This window comes from Corynebacterium sp. TAE3-ERU2 (assembly GCF_019209955.1).
Lineage (GTDB): Bacteria > Actinomycetota > Actinomycetes > Mycobacteriales > Mycobacteriaceae > Corynebacterium > Corynebacterium megadyptis.
This window is the reverse complement of record NZ_JAHUTL010000001.1, coordinates 157,378-173,750: the sequence shown is the minus strand read 5'-3', so window position 1 is coordinate 173,750 and position 16,373 is coordinate 157,378. Positions and strand designations below refer to the sequence as shown.

Here is a 16,373-nt window from a genome sequence, read left to right as displayed (position 1 = left end):
AGGCCATGGCGACGGACTTGGTTCCCGGCACTCGGGTCAGCGTCACCGTTCCCGCCTCCTCGGCCAATCTCGGCCCGGGCTTCGACACGCTCGGCGTGGCGCTGGGGTTATACGACACCGTTGAGGTGGAGGTCACCTCCTCAGGGCTTGAGGTGGAGATCTTCGGCGAAGGCCAGGACGATTTGCCGCGCGGCGAAACCCACTTGGTGGTGAAGGCGCTGCGCAGCGGTCTCGCCGCTGCGGGGATGAGTGCGCCTGGGCTGAAGGTGAGCTGCCATAACAACATTCCGCAATCGCGTGGGCTCGGCTCCTCTGCGGCTGCCGCCGTGGCGGGAGTGTGTGCCGCTAATGGGCTTGCCGGCGAGCCGCTCAGCGCCGCCGAGATCGTGCAGCTGGCCTCCGCTTTCGAAGGCCATCCCGATAACGCCGCGGCCTCCGTGCTGGGCGCCGCGGTGGTGTCGTGGACCGATATTCCCGTAGACGGGCGCACCCAGCCGCAATATCATGCGGTGTCGCTGCCAGTGCACGAGTCCATCCAGGCCACCGCCTTGGTGCCGGATTTCCACGCCTCCACCGATGCTGTGCGTAAGGTCCTGCCCTCGGATGTCACCCACATTGACGCCCGCTTTAATGTTTCGCGTACCGCGGTGATGGTGATGGCCCTGCAGCACCATCCCGAGCTGCTGTGGGAGGGCACCCGCGACCGGCTGCACCAGCCCTACCGGGCCGATGTGCTGCCCGTGACCGCCGAATGGGTCAACCGGTTGCGCAACCGCGGCTATGCCGCCTATCTCTCCGGTGCCGGCCCGACCGTGATGGTGCTCTCCACCGAGCCGGTCGAGGCCGCCATCCTCGATGACGCCCGCGCCTCTGGGCTGAAAGTGATGGAATTGCCGGTAGCCGGTCCGGTGCGCGTCGAGCGCTCCTAAAACCATATGGGCGCGGAAGCTGCTGGCTTCTCGACGCGCCATAAAGCCCCGTTGTGAACTGTGTCTGCGAAGCAGACGCAGCAACAACGGGGCTCGCTGCGTCAGTGGGTGCTAACTCTGCTGTAGAGGAGCGCAGTCCAGCCGAATATCGCATTGGCCCGGGCGCACATAGGGAACCAGGTTCAAGGTGGTGTGGTGATCGGCGACGGTGCCCAGCGCGGCTTGGGCGAAGCCGTGGTGGATTGAGCAGACCAGCGGATCGGGTTGGGTGGACTCGGAGACAAAGGGGCAGCGGTTCAAAGAGATGATCCGCGTTTCGGGCGCGGCGGGATCCTCCTGCGGTTCATCGGGGTCGTAGCCGGTGCGACGCATCAGGGTCACTAGCGCTGCTACCTGTTCTGCGTAGTCCGTGCAGTGCTCGCCGCCGTAGCCGACTCGCTGCGCCCAGCGGTGGCCTAGTTGCACCGCATTGCGGTGGGCGGCAGAGGTATCGGCGGTTGAGGCCAAGAGCTGGGCGAGCTCATTGACCAGCTCGATCTGCTCAGTGCTGATCTCCGCCGAATCGGGAATGCGGGCGTGGATCACCAAGCTGGGCCGGCCCCGCCCGCCCGTGGCTGGGGTGGTGCTACTACGCACCGCGCCGCGGGCGAGCAATTCATCGATGTGGCCGCGCACAGTATTGACGTGCATGCCGGTATCGGATGCCAAGGCAGAGATGCTGGCGCCATCGCTGTGGGCGCGCACCGCCTCGAGGACGAGGCGTTGTTTGGCGCTCAGCGGCAGGGAATCGTCGAAAAGCGCGCGGGTGGGCGCGGGACCTGGTGACGGGCTGCTCGCAGGGCGGGACGACTCGGCGTGCGGGGTGGGCATGGTGGAGTAGTTTACTCGGCGCGCCGGCGTTGAGAACGCTCGGTGCGGGGCATGGGGTGCACCGAGGTGGCCAGCGCTTTGAAGGTGCAACAGACCGTGCTGCCCACCTTCAGCCCCAGCTCGGCGACGCTGCGCGCGGTCACCGCGGCCCGTAGCAGCTGGGTGCTCTCGGCCACGCGCACGTGCACACTGACCTGCTCGCCGCTGTGTTCCAAGGCCACGACGGTGCCGTGAAGGCAGTTGCGCGCCGAGGTCCGCGCGGTGGTGTCGCTGGGGGCGATACTCACAGCGGTGGGGGCGAGCAGCACGGCAACATCGCTATTTGGAGATAGCGGGCTGGTGTGGCTCTCGGGCATGGGGGCTGTGTGGTCCTGGGTGGTGGCGTCGATCAGCTGCCCGGCACAGCGCACCGTCACCAGCCCCGAGCTGTGCGAGACCACCGTGGCGTGCAGCCGGTTGAGGCCGGCGAGATACGCCATGAACTCAGTCGGTGGCTGGTGCATCATCTCTTCCACATCGCCGAAGGCGGTGACCTCGCCGGCCTCGAGGACTGCTGCGTAGTGCGCCAGAGTGGCGATATCGACCACGTTGTGGCTAATGAGGAGTACGGTGCGCTGCTGGGCACAGGCCTCGAGTACTGCCCGCCAGCGGCTGGCGCTCGCGGCGTCGAGGGCGGCCATGGGCTCATCCAAGATGAGCGTATGTGGGCGAGCCGCCAGGCCGCGCAGCAGAGCCACTTGGGCTTGTTGGCCGCCCGAGAGTTCGGCGATGGGCAGCTCCGCGAGCTCCGCAATCCCCGCCGCGGCAAGCAGCTGGGTGGCGGTCTCGGCGCTGCCACAGACCACAGTGAGCACTCGGTGCACCCGCATCCTAGGCGGCAACGCGGGGTCTTGGGTGAGAAGCACAATGCCGCGCTGCTGCATCGGCACCACCGTGCCTGCGGTACCTGCCGGGTCGAGGATCCGCTCGCCCAGCTGGATGCGGGTGCCATGGAGCTCGCCGACGATCATGCGCGCCAAGGTGGTTTTGCCCGCGCCGTTTTCTCCGACCAGCGCGGTGGTGCGGGCCTGGGGGAAGGTGGTGGCGTGTACGCCCTCGCCGATCCTCAGCGCTGCGGCTGTCTCGGTGGGGGCGGTGAGGCTGGAGAGGGCAGTGGCATCGATCGGGCCGAGCGTCGCCTGGTGGGCCTTCCCGGCGCTGCGCGGCCGCAGCCATAGAGCCGCCCCGCCCAGTGCCGCCCCGAGCACCGCCACGGCCAGCAGCATGAGCACCGCCGCCAAAACGAGGGCGCGTTCGGGGTCGATCTCCCGCTCGAGATAAATACCGATCGGTAGGGTGCGGGTCACTCCAGGATAAGAGCCGGCGAAGGTGAGGGTGGTGCCGAACTCGCCGAGGGAGCGGGCACAGGCCAAACCGGCCCCGCTAGCAAGCGCCGGCAGCACCGTGGGGATGAGGATGTGCCGGTTGATCGCCCCCGTGCTCATCCCCACCGAGCGGGCCGAGGACTGTACTCGGGGACTCAGCTGGGCTAGGGCTTGTTCGATAGTGATGACCACGAAGGGCATAGCGATAAATACGTGCGAGGCCACCACGCCCGGGAAGGCGAACGCGAAGCGCAGCCCGAAGAGATTCAATAGCGGTGCGCCCACCCCGTAGACCCCGAGCAGCGTGGTCAGCGCCATGCCGCCCACCACCGGCGGCAACGCCAAGGGAAGCAGCACCAGCAATCGGGTGATCGTGCGCCCAGCCCGCAAGGTGTGCACCCACAGCGCCACCGCCAAGCCGAGGACAGTGGAGATCAGCGTGGCCCAAAGCGCCGAGGAGATCGTCACCCCGATCAATTCCCGAGTGGCGGGTTCGCGCACAATCTCCGGCACCCGGCTCCACGGCACCCGCCACAGCAGGGTGAGCACAGGGGCAATAATCACACAGAGCCCACACCATGCGGCCACGATGATGGGAAGGGTTTGGCGGGTGCGGGCAGGAGTAAGTGCGGCAGGCATCGCGATGACTTCTGCGAGAAAAACTAGGAGCTGGCGGGGCTAAAGCCGTGGCGGGACCACGCCTCATCGGCGGCGCTACTATGCAGCGCCCGGACAAAGGCGGCGGCCTCTGGCTTCTTCTCGCTTCGCGCAACCACAGCGGCCAGATAGCGGTTAGGGCTCGCCTCGGCACCGGGGATCTCGAAGGTGCGCACGGCGTCGCCGGCGGCGATTGCATCAGAGGCGTAGACCAACGCGGCATCGGCCCCGCCCGAGGTGACCTTGCCCAGGGTATCGGTCACATTCGACTCCAGCGATGCGGGTTGAAGGGACGGCAGGGTGGCGTCGATAAGCGTCTTTGATGCTGCCCCGCAGGGCACCTGCTCATCGCAGAGCACGACGGTGGCATCGAGCAGGGACTCATCGAAACCGGTGATCTCGCCGGGATTATCCGCGGGGACGACCAACACCAGATAGTTGCTGGCGATGATCTCGGGGCTATCGACTACGCCTTGTTCGACGGCACGGTTCATGGTGCGCTCATCGGCGGTGATGAGCACATCCGCAGGCGCGCCATCGACCAGCTGCTGTACCAGCGCCGAGGAGCCCGCGTTGTGAATCACCAACTCGGCAGGGCTATCCAGCTCGGAGCCGAGATCCGCGAAGTCATCATTGAGCACCCGCGTCGAGGCGGCAGCGAAGACATCGAGTTGGGTGGCGTCTCCGCCGGGAACATCTGTGGGGGAGGAGCAGGCGCTGAGCACGCCGGCTGCGACGAACACACTACTCAACGTCGTCAGGATTTTACGCATGCACATATGGTACACAGCGTCCCGCGGGCGACCGCGCTGCCCGCACACCTGAGGCATCACCTACAGTGGCACTACGCAGCAGCCTGAACGCCGCCTGCCACCGCCGCCGTCGACACGCATGAGGAGCCACCCTATCGTGACTGAACACACTGCCCATCAGCACACCCACCACAGCCCCCAGCCCATTGCCGCCATGCCGGATATCCCCGGCGCGGTGATCACCGTCTCCGATCGCTGCGCCCGCGGGCAGCGGCAGGATCTTTCGGGCCCCATCGCCCGCGAGGGTTTGCGCTCGCATGGGGTGACAGTGGAGGAGATCACGGTCGTCGAAGACGGTGTGGACTCGGTGCAGGGCGCGATCATCGCGGCGATCGAGGCAGGCGCGCGGGTGGTGCTGACCACCGGCGGCACCGGGGTATCGCCGCGGGATCTAACCCCCGAGGCGACGGCACCCTTGCTCGATGTGGAACTGCGCCAAATCTCCACCCAGATTCTGTTGCGCGGGCTAGAGAAGACTCCGCTGGCGGCGTTGTCGCGGGGGCTGGTGGGCATCGCCCGCCGCTCTGGGCAGCGTCCCGCGGTGATCGTCAACGCGCCGGGTTCGCGCGGCGGAGTAAAGGATGTGCTGGCCGTGGTGGGCCCGCTGCTGAGCCACATTGTGGATCAAATGGACGGCAGCAGCGAGCACGAAAACCAGGAGCACCACTAGCCGCTTGCGTCTATCGGCACTGGGGCTGGGCTCGCCCCGCGCCGCCTCGCGCCGGCCGCGCGCTAGTCGTGCCGCTGGGCGGCCGCCGGCGGAAACTCCTCCAACGCGGCGAGCGTGTCATAGTCGCGTTCGGAGCCATCTCCCGGCACAGTAATGATGCGCTGATTCTTCATTAACGCCGATACGGCAGCCCCGGCGCATTCCTCTACCGCTGCCACCGCCTGTTCTAGGGAGGCGGTGCGCCACAAAGCGCATAAAGGCTGGCGGTGGCCATCGCTACTACGCACCAGAGCGACATCTCCGCCCGCTGTGTCCGCGCTGTGGGCTGTGTGCGCCTGCTCTGCCGCATTCTCGCCACCGGCTGCGGGTGCCGTGAGTGCCGCGGCCAGCTGCGGATAGAGCTGGGCGGAGTGAGGCGCGTCTACCGCGAGAACAAGCGTGGTGGGACTCGGCGTGCGATCCGCCCGTAGCCGCTGCGCACCCGCGGCGATAGCGGCGACCGGCCCAGCGAAGGCGGGACGCTCGGTGGCGCGCAGAATAGTCTCCGGCAGCTCCACAGGGCGGGTAGTGACCACGCACATGGCCGCGGGCTCTGCGATCGCCTCGATAGTGGCGAGGCAGTGATCGATCAGCCGGCGGCCCGCCACCTCGACGGTGGCTTTATCGCGGCCACCCATGCGACTGCCGCGGCCCCCGGCCAGCAGAATCACATCGACTTGGGCGCTCATTGGGGAATCTCGCGGGACCAGTCGCCGGAGCGTCCACCTGACTTGGCGATGATCGCACTGCGGCGAATATAGGCAGAACGATCCACGCCCTTCACCATGTCGATCACGGCGAGTGCCGCCACCGAGACTGCCGTGAGTGCCTCCATCTCCACGCCGGTGCGATCAGCGGTGCGCACCGTGGCGGTGATAGCCACGTGGTCGTCCTGCAATTCCAGCTCCACCGAGCAGCCGTGCACGCCGATGGTGTGGGCCAGCGGGAGAAGCTCGGGCACTTTCTTTGCCGCCGAGATCCCGGCGATGCGGGCCACGGCGAGCACATCGCCCTTCGGGACGCGGTTATCCCTCAGCGCACTCATCACCTCGGCCGAACACGCCACCTCGCCATAGGCGGTAGCTTCGCGCACGGTGGGGTTCTTGGCGGTCACATCCACCATGTAGGCGGTGCCAGCCTCGTTGAGGTGGGTGAAAGTCAGATCTTTGCTCATGAAACGTCCTTGGAAAATACTTAAGTCGTGGATAAAAGCACGGTGGCGCGCGCCCGAAGGTGGACTTTGGTGGCGCGCGCCCGAATCGTACTCGCCGGCACCCGCCGCCGGCATATAGCCCTCTAGAGCCGGGTGCTGAGCACCGACACAGCTGCGCCGTCGGTGATATCGCCTGCCCCGGGTGGGACGATCGCAAGCCCATCGGCGATCGCGAGCGAGCTAATCAGATGTGAGCCGAGGCCGCGATCATGGGCGGGTACCGCCCGCACCGTCGCATCGGTGATGGAGCCCTCGCGCTCCAGACACACGGGCACGAAACGGGCGCGCCGGGAATCGCTGGGGAAGTGCCCACCAGCGGTGGCGTGAATGATGGGAAGATCCCAGTGATCCGGGGTGCTCGCTCTGCTGCGTAGTAGCCGAATGAGCGGAGCTACGTAGAGGTGGAAGGACGCGTAGACACTCACCGGGTTGCCCGGCAGGCAGGTGATGAGGGTGTCGTGGATCATGCCGAGGCCCTGTGGCTTGCCGGGCTGTTGGGCGATGGGGCCGAACCATACTCCGTGGCGGCTGAGTACTTCCTTGACTACGTCGAAGGAGCCCGCCGAGACTCCGCCGGAGGTGATGATCAGATCGGCGCGCTCGCTCAGCGAGCGCAGGGTGTCTTCGAATTCTGCGGGGGAATCGGAGCTGCTGTGCACGCGGATGCATTCGGCGCCGAGGGCGGAAACTAGCGCCGCCAGCATCGGGCCATTGGAATCGGGAATGTGTCCCGGGCCGAGTTCTTCGCCGGGGCCGCGGAGCTCATCGCCGGTCGAGAGTACTGCCACGGTGGGCAGGCGGTAGACGCTGAGTTCGGCGTAGCCGATGGAGATCGCGGTGGCGATCGCGCCGGCATCGAGCACTGTGCCCGCGGTGAGTACGAGCTGTCCGACGCTGACATCTTCCCCGGCGGCGCGAATGTGCTGGCCAGGAGCAGCCGTGCCGTTCAGGCGCACCTCGGCGGGGCAGTCGCTGCGCCCGATGGGCATATCCGAGGCCTCTACCGGCACCACGGCCAGCGGGGACTCTGCGGGCGAGCCGCTGAGATCGATGGGGGCGCCAGTCATGATGCGTACTGCCTCGCCTGGGCGCGGGGTGTGCGGGGCGCTGCCGGCGGGCACATCCGCGACCACCGGCAGGGTGGTGCTGCCGTCGCTGAGATCAGCGTGATGCACCAGGAAGCCGTCCATCGCCGAGTTATGAAACACCGGGATGGGGTAGCGGGCGGAAAGGTCCGTGGCGAGTACCCGGCCGCGACAGTCTTCCGTCGCCCGCGTCTCGGTGGATGCAGCAGTGGCGGTGAGGTAGCGCTGGCCGAGTTCGACGACGGCGCGCAGGTGATCGTCGACATTGCGAATCTGTGGCATAGTAGGCAAGTCTAGCGAGTAGCGATGAGCAGCGGAGTCAGCCGCAGTGCAGAAAGGATGCCCCTTGGCCGTCACCAGTTCCGGAATGTGCACCGAGCCGATCGATATGGTCGAGGTTCATGCCTCGGTCGCGTGCCCCGAGGCGGGTGCGGTGGTCACCTTCGATGGGCGGGTGCGCAATCACGATCACGGCCATAGTGTGAGCGCGCTCGAATATTCCGCGCATCCGGCCGCCTCACGCATCATCGCCGAGGTGGCAGACGACATCGCCGAGCGCTTCGATCTGCACGCGCTGGCCGTTTATCACCGCACCGGCTCCTTGCGCATTGGGGACGTGGCACTCGCCGCGGCGGTATCCTCTTCGCACCGGCAGGACTCTTTTGCCGCCATCGCAGCGCTTGTCGACGCCGTCAAGCTGCGTCTGCCGGTGTGGAAGAAACAGTATTTCGCCGATGGCAGCTATGAGTGGTCGAACTGCGCTTAAGCCTTAACTCGGCAGCGGCACTACTTTAGCCGCCGGCGAAAGGCGGCAGCAGATCCATGCTCTCTACGGTCGCCAGCTGGCGGGATTCATCCGCCTCGAGGTGGTCGTCGATGAACACCGCGCAGTTCGCCAGCACCGGCGCGGCGGTGGGGAATCGGCGGTGCAGCGCGGCAAGCGCATCGGCTACCGCCGACTCTGCCGGCAGGTGCAGGGTAATGTGCTCGCGGCCCACAGCATCTGCGGCGGCGGCGAAGAAACGAACCTGAACATTCACATCAGACATCACGGGCGGGTTCTCCTCTGAGACAATCACACGATTTGGGTCAGGGCGGCGGCGTATCTTTAGCCGCCGATTTCGGACATGAGGCGCTGGGGCTGGATGAAGCTGTGATCATCAATCCCGTGGCCGGCTTTCTTCTCCGCCATGCCCTCAGCCCAGGCGGCCATGATCTCTTCATCGCTCGCCCCCGAGCGCAGCAGCGTCCGCAAGTCCGTTTCGCTGCGGGAGAATAGGCAATTGCGCATGAAGCCATCGGCGGTCAGTCGCGAGCGATCGCAGTCGCCACAGAAGGGATGCGTCACCGCGGCAATCACCCCGATCTCCCCAGAGTGATGCGGGTGCTGGCGCTCTACAGCATGCCACAGCTGGGCTGGGGCGGAACCGCGGGGCGTGGAGGAGGCGGTCAGCTCGAAGTCTTCGGCGAGCGTGTCCAGGATGTCCTGGGCGGTGATCATGATGTTGCGATCCCATTTCTCGGGCGGACCGAGGGGCATCTGTTCGATAAAGCGCAGCTGAGCGCCGGTGCGCACCGCGAAGTGGGCGAGGGGCAGAATATCGCCTTCGTTCGAGTTGGGCATAACCACGGTATTGATCTTGACCGGAGTGAGCCCGACCTTGAGTGCGGTGTCGATGGAGGCCAACACATCATCGAGGCGGTCGCGCCGCGAGAGGGTGTGATAGCGGTGGCGATCGAGCGAATCCAAGGAGATATTCACCCGATTCAGGCCAGCGTCGACAAGCTCAGCGGCCCTTTTATCTAGCCCGAGCCCATTGCTGGTCAACGCGGTGAGCGGGGCGCGGCCTTCATCGGTGCGCAAGCTGGTGGCAAAAGCGATGATCTCGGGCAGGGAGCGGCGCAGCAGGGGCTCGCCGCCGGTGAAACGCAGCTGACGAATGCCGAGGCGTTCCACCGCAATGCGCAGGAGGCGACACAGCTCTTCATCGGTGAGCGTCTTTTCCTGAGCTAACCAATTCAGCCCCTCGGCGGGCATGCAATAGGTGCAACGCAAATTGCATTTATCGGTCAACGACACACGCAGATCGCGGGCCGTGCGGCCGAACCTATCCTGCAAAAGCAGGGTGGTTGGCTCGGATGCGGCCTCGCGCTGAGGGGAGAGAGGGGCAGCGTCATTGTTCATGGTGCAGACAAGAGTATAGATACACCGACTGTGATGCCAGCACACCCCTTGGGTTTTATGCTGCGGCCACCGCTGCGATCACCGCTACGGTCACCGCTGCGCTGCGGGATCCTGCCCCTCGTTGGTCCCGCTATCCTCCGTGTTCTCCGCGCGGTGGGTACTGTCCTGCGGGGTGGAGGCGCCGGGGCCGATCAGCTTGATCACCGAATAATCTCCATCGCGCAGGTGCATGCGCAGATCCTTCTTGTCGAACTTATCCACGCTGGTTTTGTCGATGCGTTCGACAAAGGTCCAATACTCGGGCAGCATCCAGCGGGGCAGGCGCTCGCGCAGGCTATCGCGCAGCCGCTCCGCCGTCTCCCGGGTCGGATCGACGCCTGGGTGCAGCACCGTTACCGACAGGGGGCGCTCGCCCCACTTATCGTCGGGGTAGCCGATCACTGCGGCTTCGACCACATCGTCGTGTTCCATCACCATGTTTTCCAGCTGCACCGAGTAAATCCACTCGCCACCGGAGCGAATCACGTCTCGGGCGCGGTCCTCGATGGTGAGGAAGCCATCCTTGGTCACCGAGCCCACATCGCCCGTCTTTAACCAGCCATCCTCGGTGAACTGTTCTGCGGCATGATCCACCGGTTCGCCGCGAAAGACCGAGGCAGGGTTTTCGCCATGCTCGGTGGGGGAGTCATAGTAGCGCTCGGTCACATAATTGCCGCGCACCTGAATCTCGCCTTGGTTGCGGTCCGTGGAGGACTGGATAGCGCCATCGTTGACCACTCGGAATTCCACCGAGGGCGAAAAACGGCCCTGGGAGGTGCGATAGAGCCAGCGCCGCTCGCCGGAGGCGCCCACCGGTGGGCGCGAGACTGTGCCGACCGTGGAGGTTTCCGTCATGCCCCAGACGTGCACCACATCCACGCCATAGCGTTCCTCCCACAGCTGGATCAGCACCGGCGGCACGGGGGAGCCGCCGACGAATAGCTCAGTGAGGCTCATGCGCTGCGGCGGGTGGGAAAGATAATGCACCATGAGGGAAATCCACAGGGTGGGCACCCCATGCGCCATGCGCGGGTGGCAGGTCTCGATAATCTCCGCCAGTCGCGGGGCCGAGACATCGGAGCCGGGCAGGATCAGCGGGGTGCCAGACATAAAGGCGGTGACGGGCACACCCCAGCTCAACACGTGATAGATCGGCACGCAGCATAAAAAGGGCACGCCGTGGGCAATCGCCATCGCATCGGAGGAGCGCAACTCCAGGGTCTGGATATATAGAGAGCGATGCGAATACGCCACGCCCTTCGGCGCCCCCGTGGTGCCGGTGGAATAGCACATGGCCGCCGCCGTGGTCTCATCCAATTCCGGCCAGTCATAGTGCGCCGAGCGCCCATCGAGCAGCGCCTCATAGGAATACACGGGCAGATGCTCTGGAATGAGCGCGCGTAGCTGCTCGTGGTCCTCGAGCCCGATAAACACCACCGCACTCACGGTGGGGCAGCCGCGCAGGATAGAGCCCAGCGGCGCGGCGAGAGAAGGATCCGCCACGATCACCCGCGACTCGGCGTGATTAATAATGTGACGAATCTGATCGTGCATCAACTGCTTATTCAGCGGCGCAAATACCGCCCCCATGCACGAGGTGGCGAAGAGCACTTCGAGATGCTCGGCGCAGTTAAACATGAAGGTGCTCACGCGCTGGTCGCCGTCAATTCCCAGCTCATCGCGCAGGGCATGGGCGAAAGCGGCGGCACGGGACCCGATGTCCGCGAAGGTCGTGGTCTCGGGGCCGGTATTCCTCCACGTGGTGACCGTGGTGTCGCCGAACACGGTGGAGCCGTAGGTGAGGATTCGCGCCAAGGACAGGGGGATATCGTGCATGGTGCTGCGCATAGGGTCTAGCTTAACTGTTCGGCGCGACACACTTGTGTCTGATCGCGGGCCCAACCCCACATGGCACAAACCAAGCGATGCCTCTTCGCAGGAGAGTTACAGCTCTGTTATGATCGGGAGTCAGTAGCACGCAACTTAAGAATGATTGAGGATCGTGCTCTACGCTCTTGGTGCGAACACAGGCGTCAACGAGGCTTTAGACGTCGCACACTCCCCGCACACTCTTTACCACTTCGCGGTGGCTAACTGCAGACTGCGGTGCGTGTGGTGCGGCTCACATCACATTGTTTGATCGCCCTTGTAGGAGGCGGCTGACCGCCACTGCTTATCGACGTTGCGTCGACGGCCGTGAGCCCGCACTCCGTGACGCCTCGCGTTTACGCCACGCGTATAGACTATCTGCCGACATTTCACCGCTGGGTAATCATGATCCACAGGTAGTCCCCATATCAAACTCCACAGTAGCTTTTAACCTCGAATGCCCATGCGTGCCCTAGCGACTAGGGCAGGTGTTCGTATCCGCTGCATACGGCGTGTTTCCTGCACAGCCGCGGCGATCACGGGGGATGAAGAAAAGCGATGAAAGGAACTCTGTGACCGACAAGGACACTTCCGCTAAGGACCTGAACACCCTGCGGCTGCCGGAACTCCGCGCGATGGCCCGCGACTTGGGTCTGCGTGGTCTCTCCGGTAAGCGCAAGGTTGAGCTCGTTGACGCCATCAAGGCTGCCCAGAACGGCGCGGCCGGGGGCAATGGGGGACAGGGCTCTCAGCGCGCTGCGGCGAAGAAGGACGCCTCCGATTCCTCCGCTGAGGCCGAGGATCACTCGCCGCGTTCGCGACGTCGTCGCGCTACTGCCAAGGCCCACACCCCAGAGCAGCACGACGCCGCCGATGAGAACAAGGCCGAGAAGAACTCCGATAAGGGCGACAAGAACGAGAAGCCGGAGAAGGCCGCCGAGTCCTCCTCCCAGTCCTCCGAGTCTGAGGATGAGCCGGTGTACTACGAGTCTCGCTCCGCAGCGCGCCGGGCCCGCCGCCATAAGCAGCGCCAGATTCAGCGCGAGCGTCGTGATAATGACCGCGGCGAGGATGACAATGAGCGCGGTGACTCCGAGGACAACTCCTCCAACGACAACCGTGATCGTCGCGACCGCGATAACCGCAATCGTGACCGCGATCGGGATAACCGCGATAACCGCGACCGCGACAACCGCGGCAGGAATAAGAACCGCGATAACCGCGATGGCGATGATTCCGGCCGGGATGATGACGATAACAACAATGATCAGGGCGGTAACCGCCGCAATCGCCGAGACCGCAATGACAAGGGCGGTCGCCGCAATCGTCGTGATCGCAACAACCGTCGTGGCCGGAATAATGACCGCAACAACGATCGCAATAACGATCGCGGCAACGACGGCCAGGACGATAATGACAACCGCAATGATGACCAGCTGCAGCCGGTAGGCGGCATCCTGGACATCGTGGATAACAACGTTGCCTTCGTGCGCACCACCGGCTACCAGGCCGGCACCCAGGACGTTTTTGTCAATCAGAACATGATTCGCAAAAACGGGCTGCGTCGCGGCGACGCCATTACCGGCCAAGCCAAGGTCGGCGGGAATAACCGCGGCAATAACCGCCGCCAGAAGTACAATCCGCTGGTCCGCGTGGATACCGTCAACGGCATGAGCGTGGACGAGGCTCGGCAGCGCCCGGACTTCTCCAAGCTCACCCCGCTGTATCCGAACCAGCGTCTGCGCCTGGAAACCGAGCAGCGGATCCTCACCACCCGTGTGATCGATCTGATCATGCCCATTGGTAAGGGCCAGCGCGCCCTGATCGTCTCCCCGCCGAAGGCCGGTAAGACGACGATTCTGCAAAACATTGCGAACGCCATCGCCACCAATAACCCGGAGTGCTACCTGATGGTGGTGCTGGTGGACGAGCGCCCCGAGGAAGTCACGGACATGCAGCGCAGCGTCAAGGGCGAGGTTATTGCCTCCACCTTCGACCGCCCGCCGAGCGAGCACACTGCGGTCGCCGAGCTTGCCATCGAACGCGCCAAGCGCCTGGTGGAGCAGGGCGAGGACGTGGTGGTGCTGCTGGACTCCATCACTCGTTTGGGCCGCGCCTACAACAATTCCTCCCCAGCCTCGGGCCGTATCCTCTCCGGTGGTGTGGACTCCAATGCGCTCTACCCGCCGAAGCGTTTCCTCGGTGCTGCCCGCAATATCGAAAACGGCGGCAGCCTCACCATCATCGCCACCGCCATGGTGGAGACCGGCTCTGCCGGCGATACCGTGATCTTCGAGGAGTTCAAGGGCACCGGCAACGCCGAGCTGAAGCTGGATCGCAAGATCTCCGAGCGGCGCGTCTTCCCGGCCGTGGATGTTAATCCCTCCGGTACCCGTAAGGATGAGCTGCTGCTCGCCCCGGAAGAGGCCCGCATCATGCACAAGCTCCGCCGTATCCTGTCTGCGCTGGACAACCAGCAGGCCATTGACCTGCTGATCAAGCAGCTGAAGAAGACCAAGAACAATGGCGAGTTCATGGTGCAGGTAGCATCCTCCGCGCCGATGGCGGCCGACCAGGAGGAGGAATACTCCTAAGATGAGCCAAGTTTCAGCAGTTGATGACATCCTGGCCGAATATCACGGCCTGGAGCAGCAGATGGCTGATCCTGAACTCCATAACGATCAAAAGGCCGCGCGCCGCGTCGCAAAGCGCTACTCGGAGCTCGGCCCGATCGTGAAGGTGTACAAGGAGTTGAAGTCCACCCGCGAGGACCACGAAGCCGCGAAGGAAATGGCCTATGAGGATCATGACTTTGCGGAGGAGGCCGAGCGGCTGGGGCAGCGTGCCATCGAACTCGAGGAGCAGCTCGCCGATCTACTGGCCCCGCGCGATCCGCACGATGGCGATGACATCGTGATGGAAGTGAAGTCCGGTGCCGGCGGCGAAGAAGCCGCGCTTTTCGCCGGTGAGCTGGTGCGCATGTACCAGAAGTTCGCCGATAAGAATGGCTTTTCCACCGAGGTGCTCGACCTCGCCGAGTCCGATCTGGGTGGCGTCAAAGACATCACCCTCTCGATCCGCTCGAAGCAGCCCTCCCGCGATGGCGCGTGGAGCGTGTTCAAGTTCGAGGGCGGGGTGCACCGCGTGCAGCGGGTGCCCGTCACCGAATCGCAGGGTCGTATCCAGACCTCCGCGGCCGGTGTGCTCGTCTACCCCGAGCCCGATGAGGTCGAGGATGTGGAGATCGACGAAAAGGACATCCGCGTGGACGTCTATCGTTCCTCCGGTAAGGGCGGTCAGGGCGTGAACACCACTGACTCGGCCGTGCGCATCACCCACCTGCCCACGGGAGTGGTGGTGACCTGCCAAAAGGAGCGCTCGCAGATTCAAAACCGTGCCCGCGCCATGCAGGTGCTGGCCGCTCGTCTGCAGCAGATGCGCGAGGAAGAAGCCGAGGCGGAGGCCGCCGAGGGCCGCGCTAATCAGGTGCGCACCATGGACCGCTCTGAGCGCGTCCGCACCTACAATTGGCCGGAAAACCGCATCTCTGATCACCGCATCAACTACAAGGCCAATAACCTTGATTCGGTGCTGGATGGTCAGCTCGATGATCTCTTCACCGCGCTCCAGGCGGCCGAACGCGCCGCGCGCTTGGAGGCGGAGAACTAACGTGACCGACCTCACGGTCCGTCAAGCACTACAGAAAGCAACCGCTCGTCTCTCCGCGAGCGGTTGCTCTTCTGCGCTTAACGACGCCTCCTCGCTGCTCGCCCACCATCTCGGCATCGACCGCTCCCGCCTGTTTTTTCATCACGGTGACGTTCTGTCCCGACCGGAAGACTTCGACGAGCTCCTTTCTCGCCGCGCCGCCAGGGAGCCGCTGCAGCATATTCTCGGCAGCGCCGCCTTCGGCCCCCTCGACCTCGCCGTGGGGCCCGGGGTATTTATTCCGCGCCCAGAAACCGAGGTGCTCGCCGAGTGGGCCGTGCAGCGCCTAGAGGACATGATGCACGCGGGGATAGCCGCGCCTCGCGTGGTGGATCTCTGTACCGGTTCGGGCGCGCTGGCCTGCTGGATTGCCGCGGCTGTGCCGCAGGCGCGGGTGAGTGCGGTGGAGCTGAGTGCGCGGGCGCGGGAATATACTACGCAGAACGCCTCCACGTACCCGAACCTCGAGGTGCTCGCAGGCGACGCCACCGATCCGCAACTGCTTAGGGCGCTGGATGGCCAGGTGGATCTGATAGTGACCAACCCGCCGTATGTGCCGGAGGGCAGCGTCGTCCAGCCAGAGGTGGCCGCCGACCCCCATGCGGCAGTATTTGCTGGTGCGGACGGGATGAGTGTGATCGAGCCGATGATTCCTGTGCTGGCGCGGCTGCTTCGCCCCGGTGGGGCAGTGGGCATCGAACATGATGATGCCACTTCACGATTGGTGCGGGACGCCCTTGATCGTTATGGGGCCTTCAGCCCTGCCGAGGTGCTCGACGATCTTAATGGTATCCATCGATTCGCGATAGCTTTCCGAAACTAACAAGTTTCTTATTCGTCACCGAGTATTCATATGTGCGTAGCGTCACGGTACAGGCCGTGTCATGCTCACTTTTTAGAGTGATCCCTCGAGGCATCGACTATGCCCGAGCC

At 64.6% G+C, this 16,373-nt stretch carries 15 protein-coding genes; 6 read left to right on the top strand and 9 right to left on the bottom strand.

Going from position 1 to position 16,373, the window contains the following annotated elements; genetic code table 11:
* Positions 1 to 5 precede the first annotated feature (5 nt).
* Entirely contained in the window at positions 6 to 929 is a 924-nt protein-coding gene (gene thrB / locus KRX12_RS00745) for a homoserine kinase (RefSeq protein ID WP_218363794.1), read from the top strand.
* Positions 930 to 1,040: 111 nt separating this feature from the next.
* Here thrB and KRX12_RS00740 read toward each other — a convergent pair whose 3' ends face one another.
* Genes KRX12_RS00740 through modA form a run of 3 tightly spaced genes read right to left on the bottom strand, consistent with a single transcriptional unit; the run spans position 1,041 to position 4,593 of the window.
* Positions 1,041 to 1,799, bottom strand: a complete 759-nt coding sequence (locus KRX12_RS00740) for a metalloregulator ArsR/SmtB family transcription factor (RefSeq protein ID WP_218365403.1) — start codon at positions 1,797 to 1,799, stop codon at positions 1,041 to 1,043.
* A gap of 11 nt (positions 1,800 to 1,810) precedes the next feature.
* Positions 1,811 to 3,802 (bottom strand): ATP-binding cassette domain-containing protein, encoded by a 1,992-nt coding sequence (locus KRX12_RS00735; RefSeq protein WP_218365402.1) that lies wholly within the window; start codon positions 3,800 to 3,802, stop codon positions 1,811 to 1,813.
* 23 nt (positions 3,803 to 3,825) lie between these two features.
* Positions 3,826 to 4,593 carry a molybdate ABC transporter substrate-binding protein gene (gene modA / locus KRX12_RS00730; RefSeq protein ID WP_218365401.1) on the bottom strand — a complete coding sequence of 256 codons (768 nt, stop codon included), beginning with the start codon at positions 4,591 to 4,593 and terminating at the stop codon, positions 3,826 to 3,828.
* A gap of 136 nt (positions 4,594 to 4,729) precedes the next feature.
* Here modA and KRX12_RS00725 point away from each other — a divergent pair, with 136 nt between their 5' ends.
* Positions 4,730 to 5,302, top strand: coding sequence for a MogA/MoaB family molybdenum cofactor biosynthesis protein (locus KRX12_RS00725; RefSeq protein WP_370625504.1), 573 nt, complete (start codon positions 4,730 to 4,732; stop codon positions 5,300 to 5,302).
* Between the two features lie 62 nt (positions 5,303 to 5,364).
* Here the strand turns inward: KRX12_RS00725 and KRX12_RS00720 are convergent, their stop codons facing one another.
* The 3 genes from KRX12_RS00720 to glp all read right to left on the bottom strand — a co-directional run bounded on the left by KRX12_RS00720 (position 5,365) and on the right by glp (position 7,921).
* A complete protein-coding gene (locus KRX12_RS00720; RefSeq protein WP_218365400.1) occupies positions 5,365 to 6,030 on the bottom strand; it encodes a molybdenum cofactor guanylyltransferase in 666 nt (221 codons plus the stop codon).
* A complete protein-coding gene (moaC, locus tag KRX12_RS00715; protein WP_218364333.1) occupies positions 6,027 to 6,503 on the bottom strand; it encodes a cyclic pyranopterin monophosphate synthase MoaC in 477 nt (158 codons plus the stop codon). The genes KRX12_RS00720 and moaC overlap by 4 nt, the downstream gene beginning before the upstream one ends.
* Positions 6,504 to 6,637: 134 nt before the next feature.
* On the bottom strand, positions 6,638 to 7,921 hold the full coding sequence (gene glp, locus KRX12_RS00710; protein WP_218365399.1) for a gephyrin-like molybdotransferase Glp: 1,284 nt from the start codon (positions 7,919 to 7,921) through the stop codon (positions 6,638 to 6,640).
* A gap of 64 nt (positions 7,922 to 7,985) precedes the next feature.
* Here glp and KRX12_RS00705 point away from each other — a divergent pair, with 64 nt between their 5' ends.
* The gene (locus KRX12_RS00705; RefSeq protein WP_370625503.1) at positions 7,986 to 8,405 is read left to right on the top strand and encodes a molybdenum cofactor biosynthesis protein MoaE; all 420 of its coding nucleotides are present in this window, start codon (positions 7,986 to 7,988) and stop codon (positions 8,403 to 8,405) included.
* Positions 8,406 to 8,430: 25 nt separating this feature from the next.
* Here the strand turns inward: KRX12_RS00705 and KRX12_RS00700 are convergent, their stop codons facing one another.
* The 3 genes from KRX12_RS00700 to KRX12_RS00690 all read right to left on the bottom strand — a co-directional run bounded on the left by KRX12_RS00700 (position 8,431) and on the right by KRX12_RS00690 (position 11,711).
* Positions 8,431 to 8,688 (bottom strand): MoaD/ThiS family protein, encoded by a 258-nt coding sequence (locus KRX12_RS00700; protein WP_151529947.1) that lies wholly within the window; start codon positions 8,686 to 8,688, stop codon positions 8,431 to 8,433.
* A gap of 59 nt (positions 8,689 to 8,747) precedes the next feature.
* Positions 8,748 to 9,824 (bottom strand): GTP 3',8-cyclase MoaA, encoded by a 1,077-nt coding sequence (gene moaA / locus KRX12_RS00695; RefSeq protein ID WP_218365398.1) that lies wholly within the window; start codon positions 9,822 to 9,824, stop codon positions 8,748 to 8,750.
* A 90-nt stretch (positions 9,825 to 9,914) separates the two neighbouring features.
* Positions 9,915 to 11,711, bottom strand: a complete 1,797-nt coding sequence (locus KRX12_RS00690; protein WP_218363788.1) for a long-chain fatty-acid--CoA ligase — start codon at positions 11,709 to 11,711, stop codon at positions 9,915 to 9,917.
* 593 nt (positions 11,712 to 12,304) lie between these two features.
* Here KRX12_RS00690 and rho point away from each other — a divergent pair.
* From rho to prmC, 3 genes are read left to right on the top strand one after another with little or no spacing between them, the layout of a single operon-like run.
* Positions 12,305 to 14,326, top strand: coding sequence for a transcription termination factor Rho (gene rho / locus KRX12_RS00685; protein ID WP_218365397.1), 2,022 nt, complete (start codon positions 12,305 to 12,307; stop codon positions 14,324 to 14,326).
* A 1-nt stretch (position 14,327) separates the two neighbouring features.
* Positions 14,328 to 15,401 (top strand): peptide chain release factor 1, encoded by a 1,074-nt coding sequence (gene prfA / locus KRX12_RS00680; RefSeq protein WP_151529950.1) that lies wholly within the window; start codon positions 14,328 to 14,330, stop codon positions 15,399 to 15,401.
* 1 nt (position 15,402) lies between these two features.
* Positions 15,403 to 16,263, top strand: coding sequence for a peptide chain release factor N(5)-glutamine methyltransferase (gene prmC, locus KRX12_RS00675; protein WP_370625501.1), 861 nt, complete (start codon positions 15,403 to 15,405; stop codon positions 16,261 to 16,263).
* Positions 16,264 to 16,373: the final 110 nt, after the last annotated feature.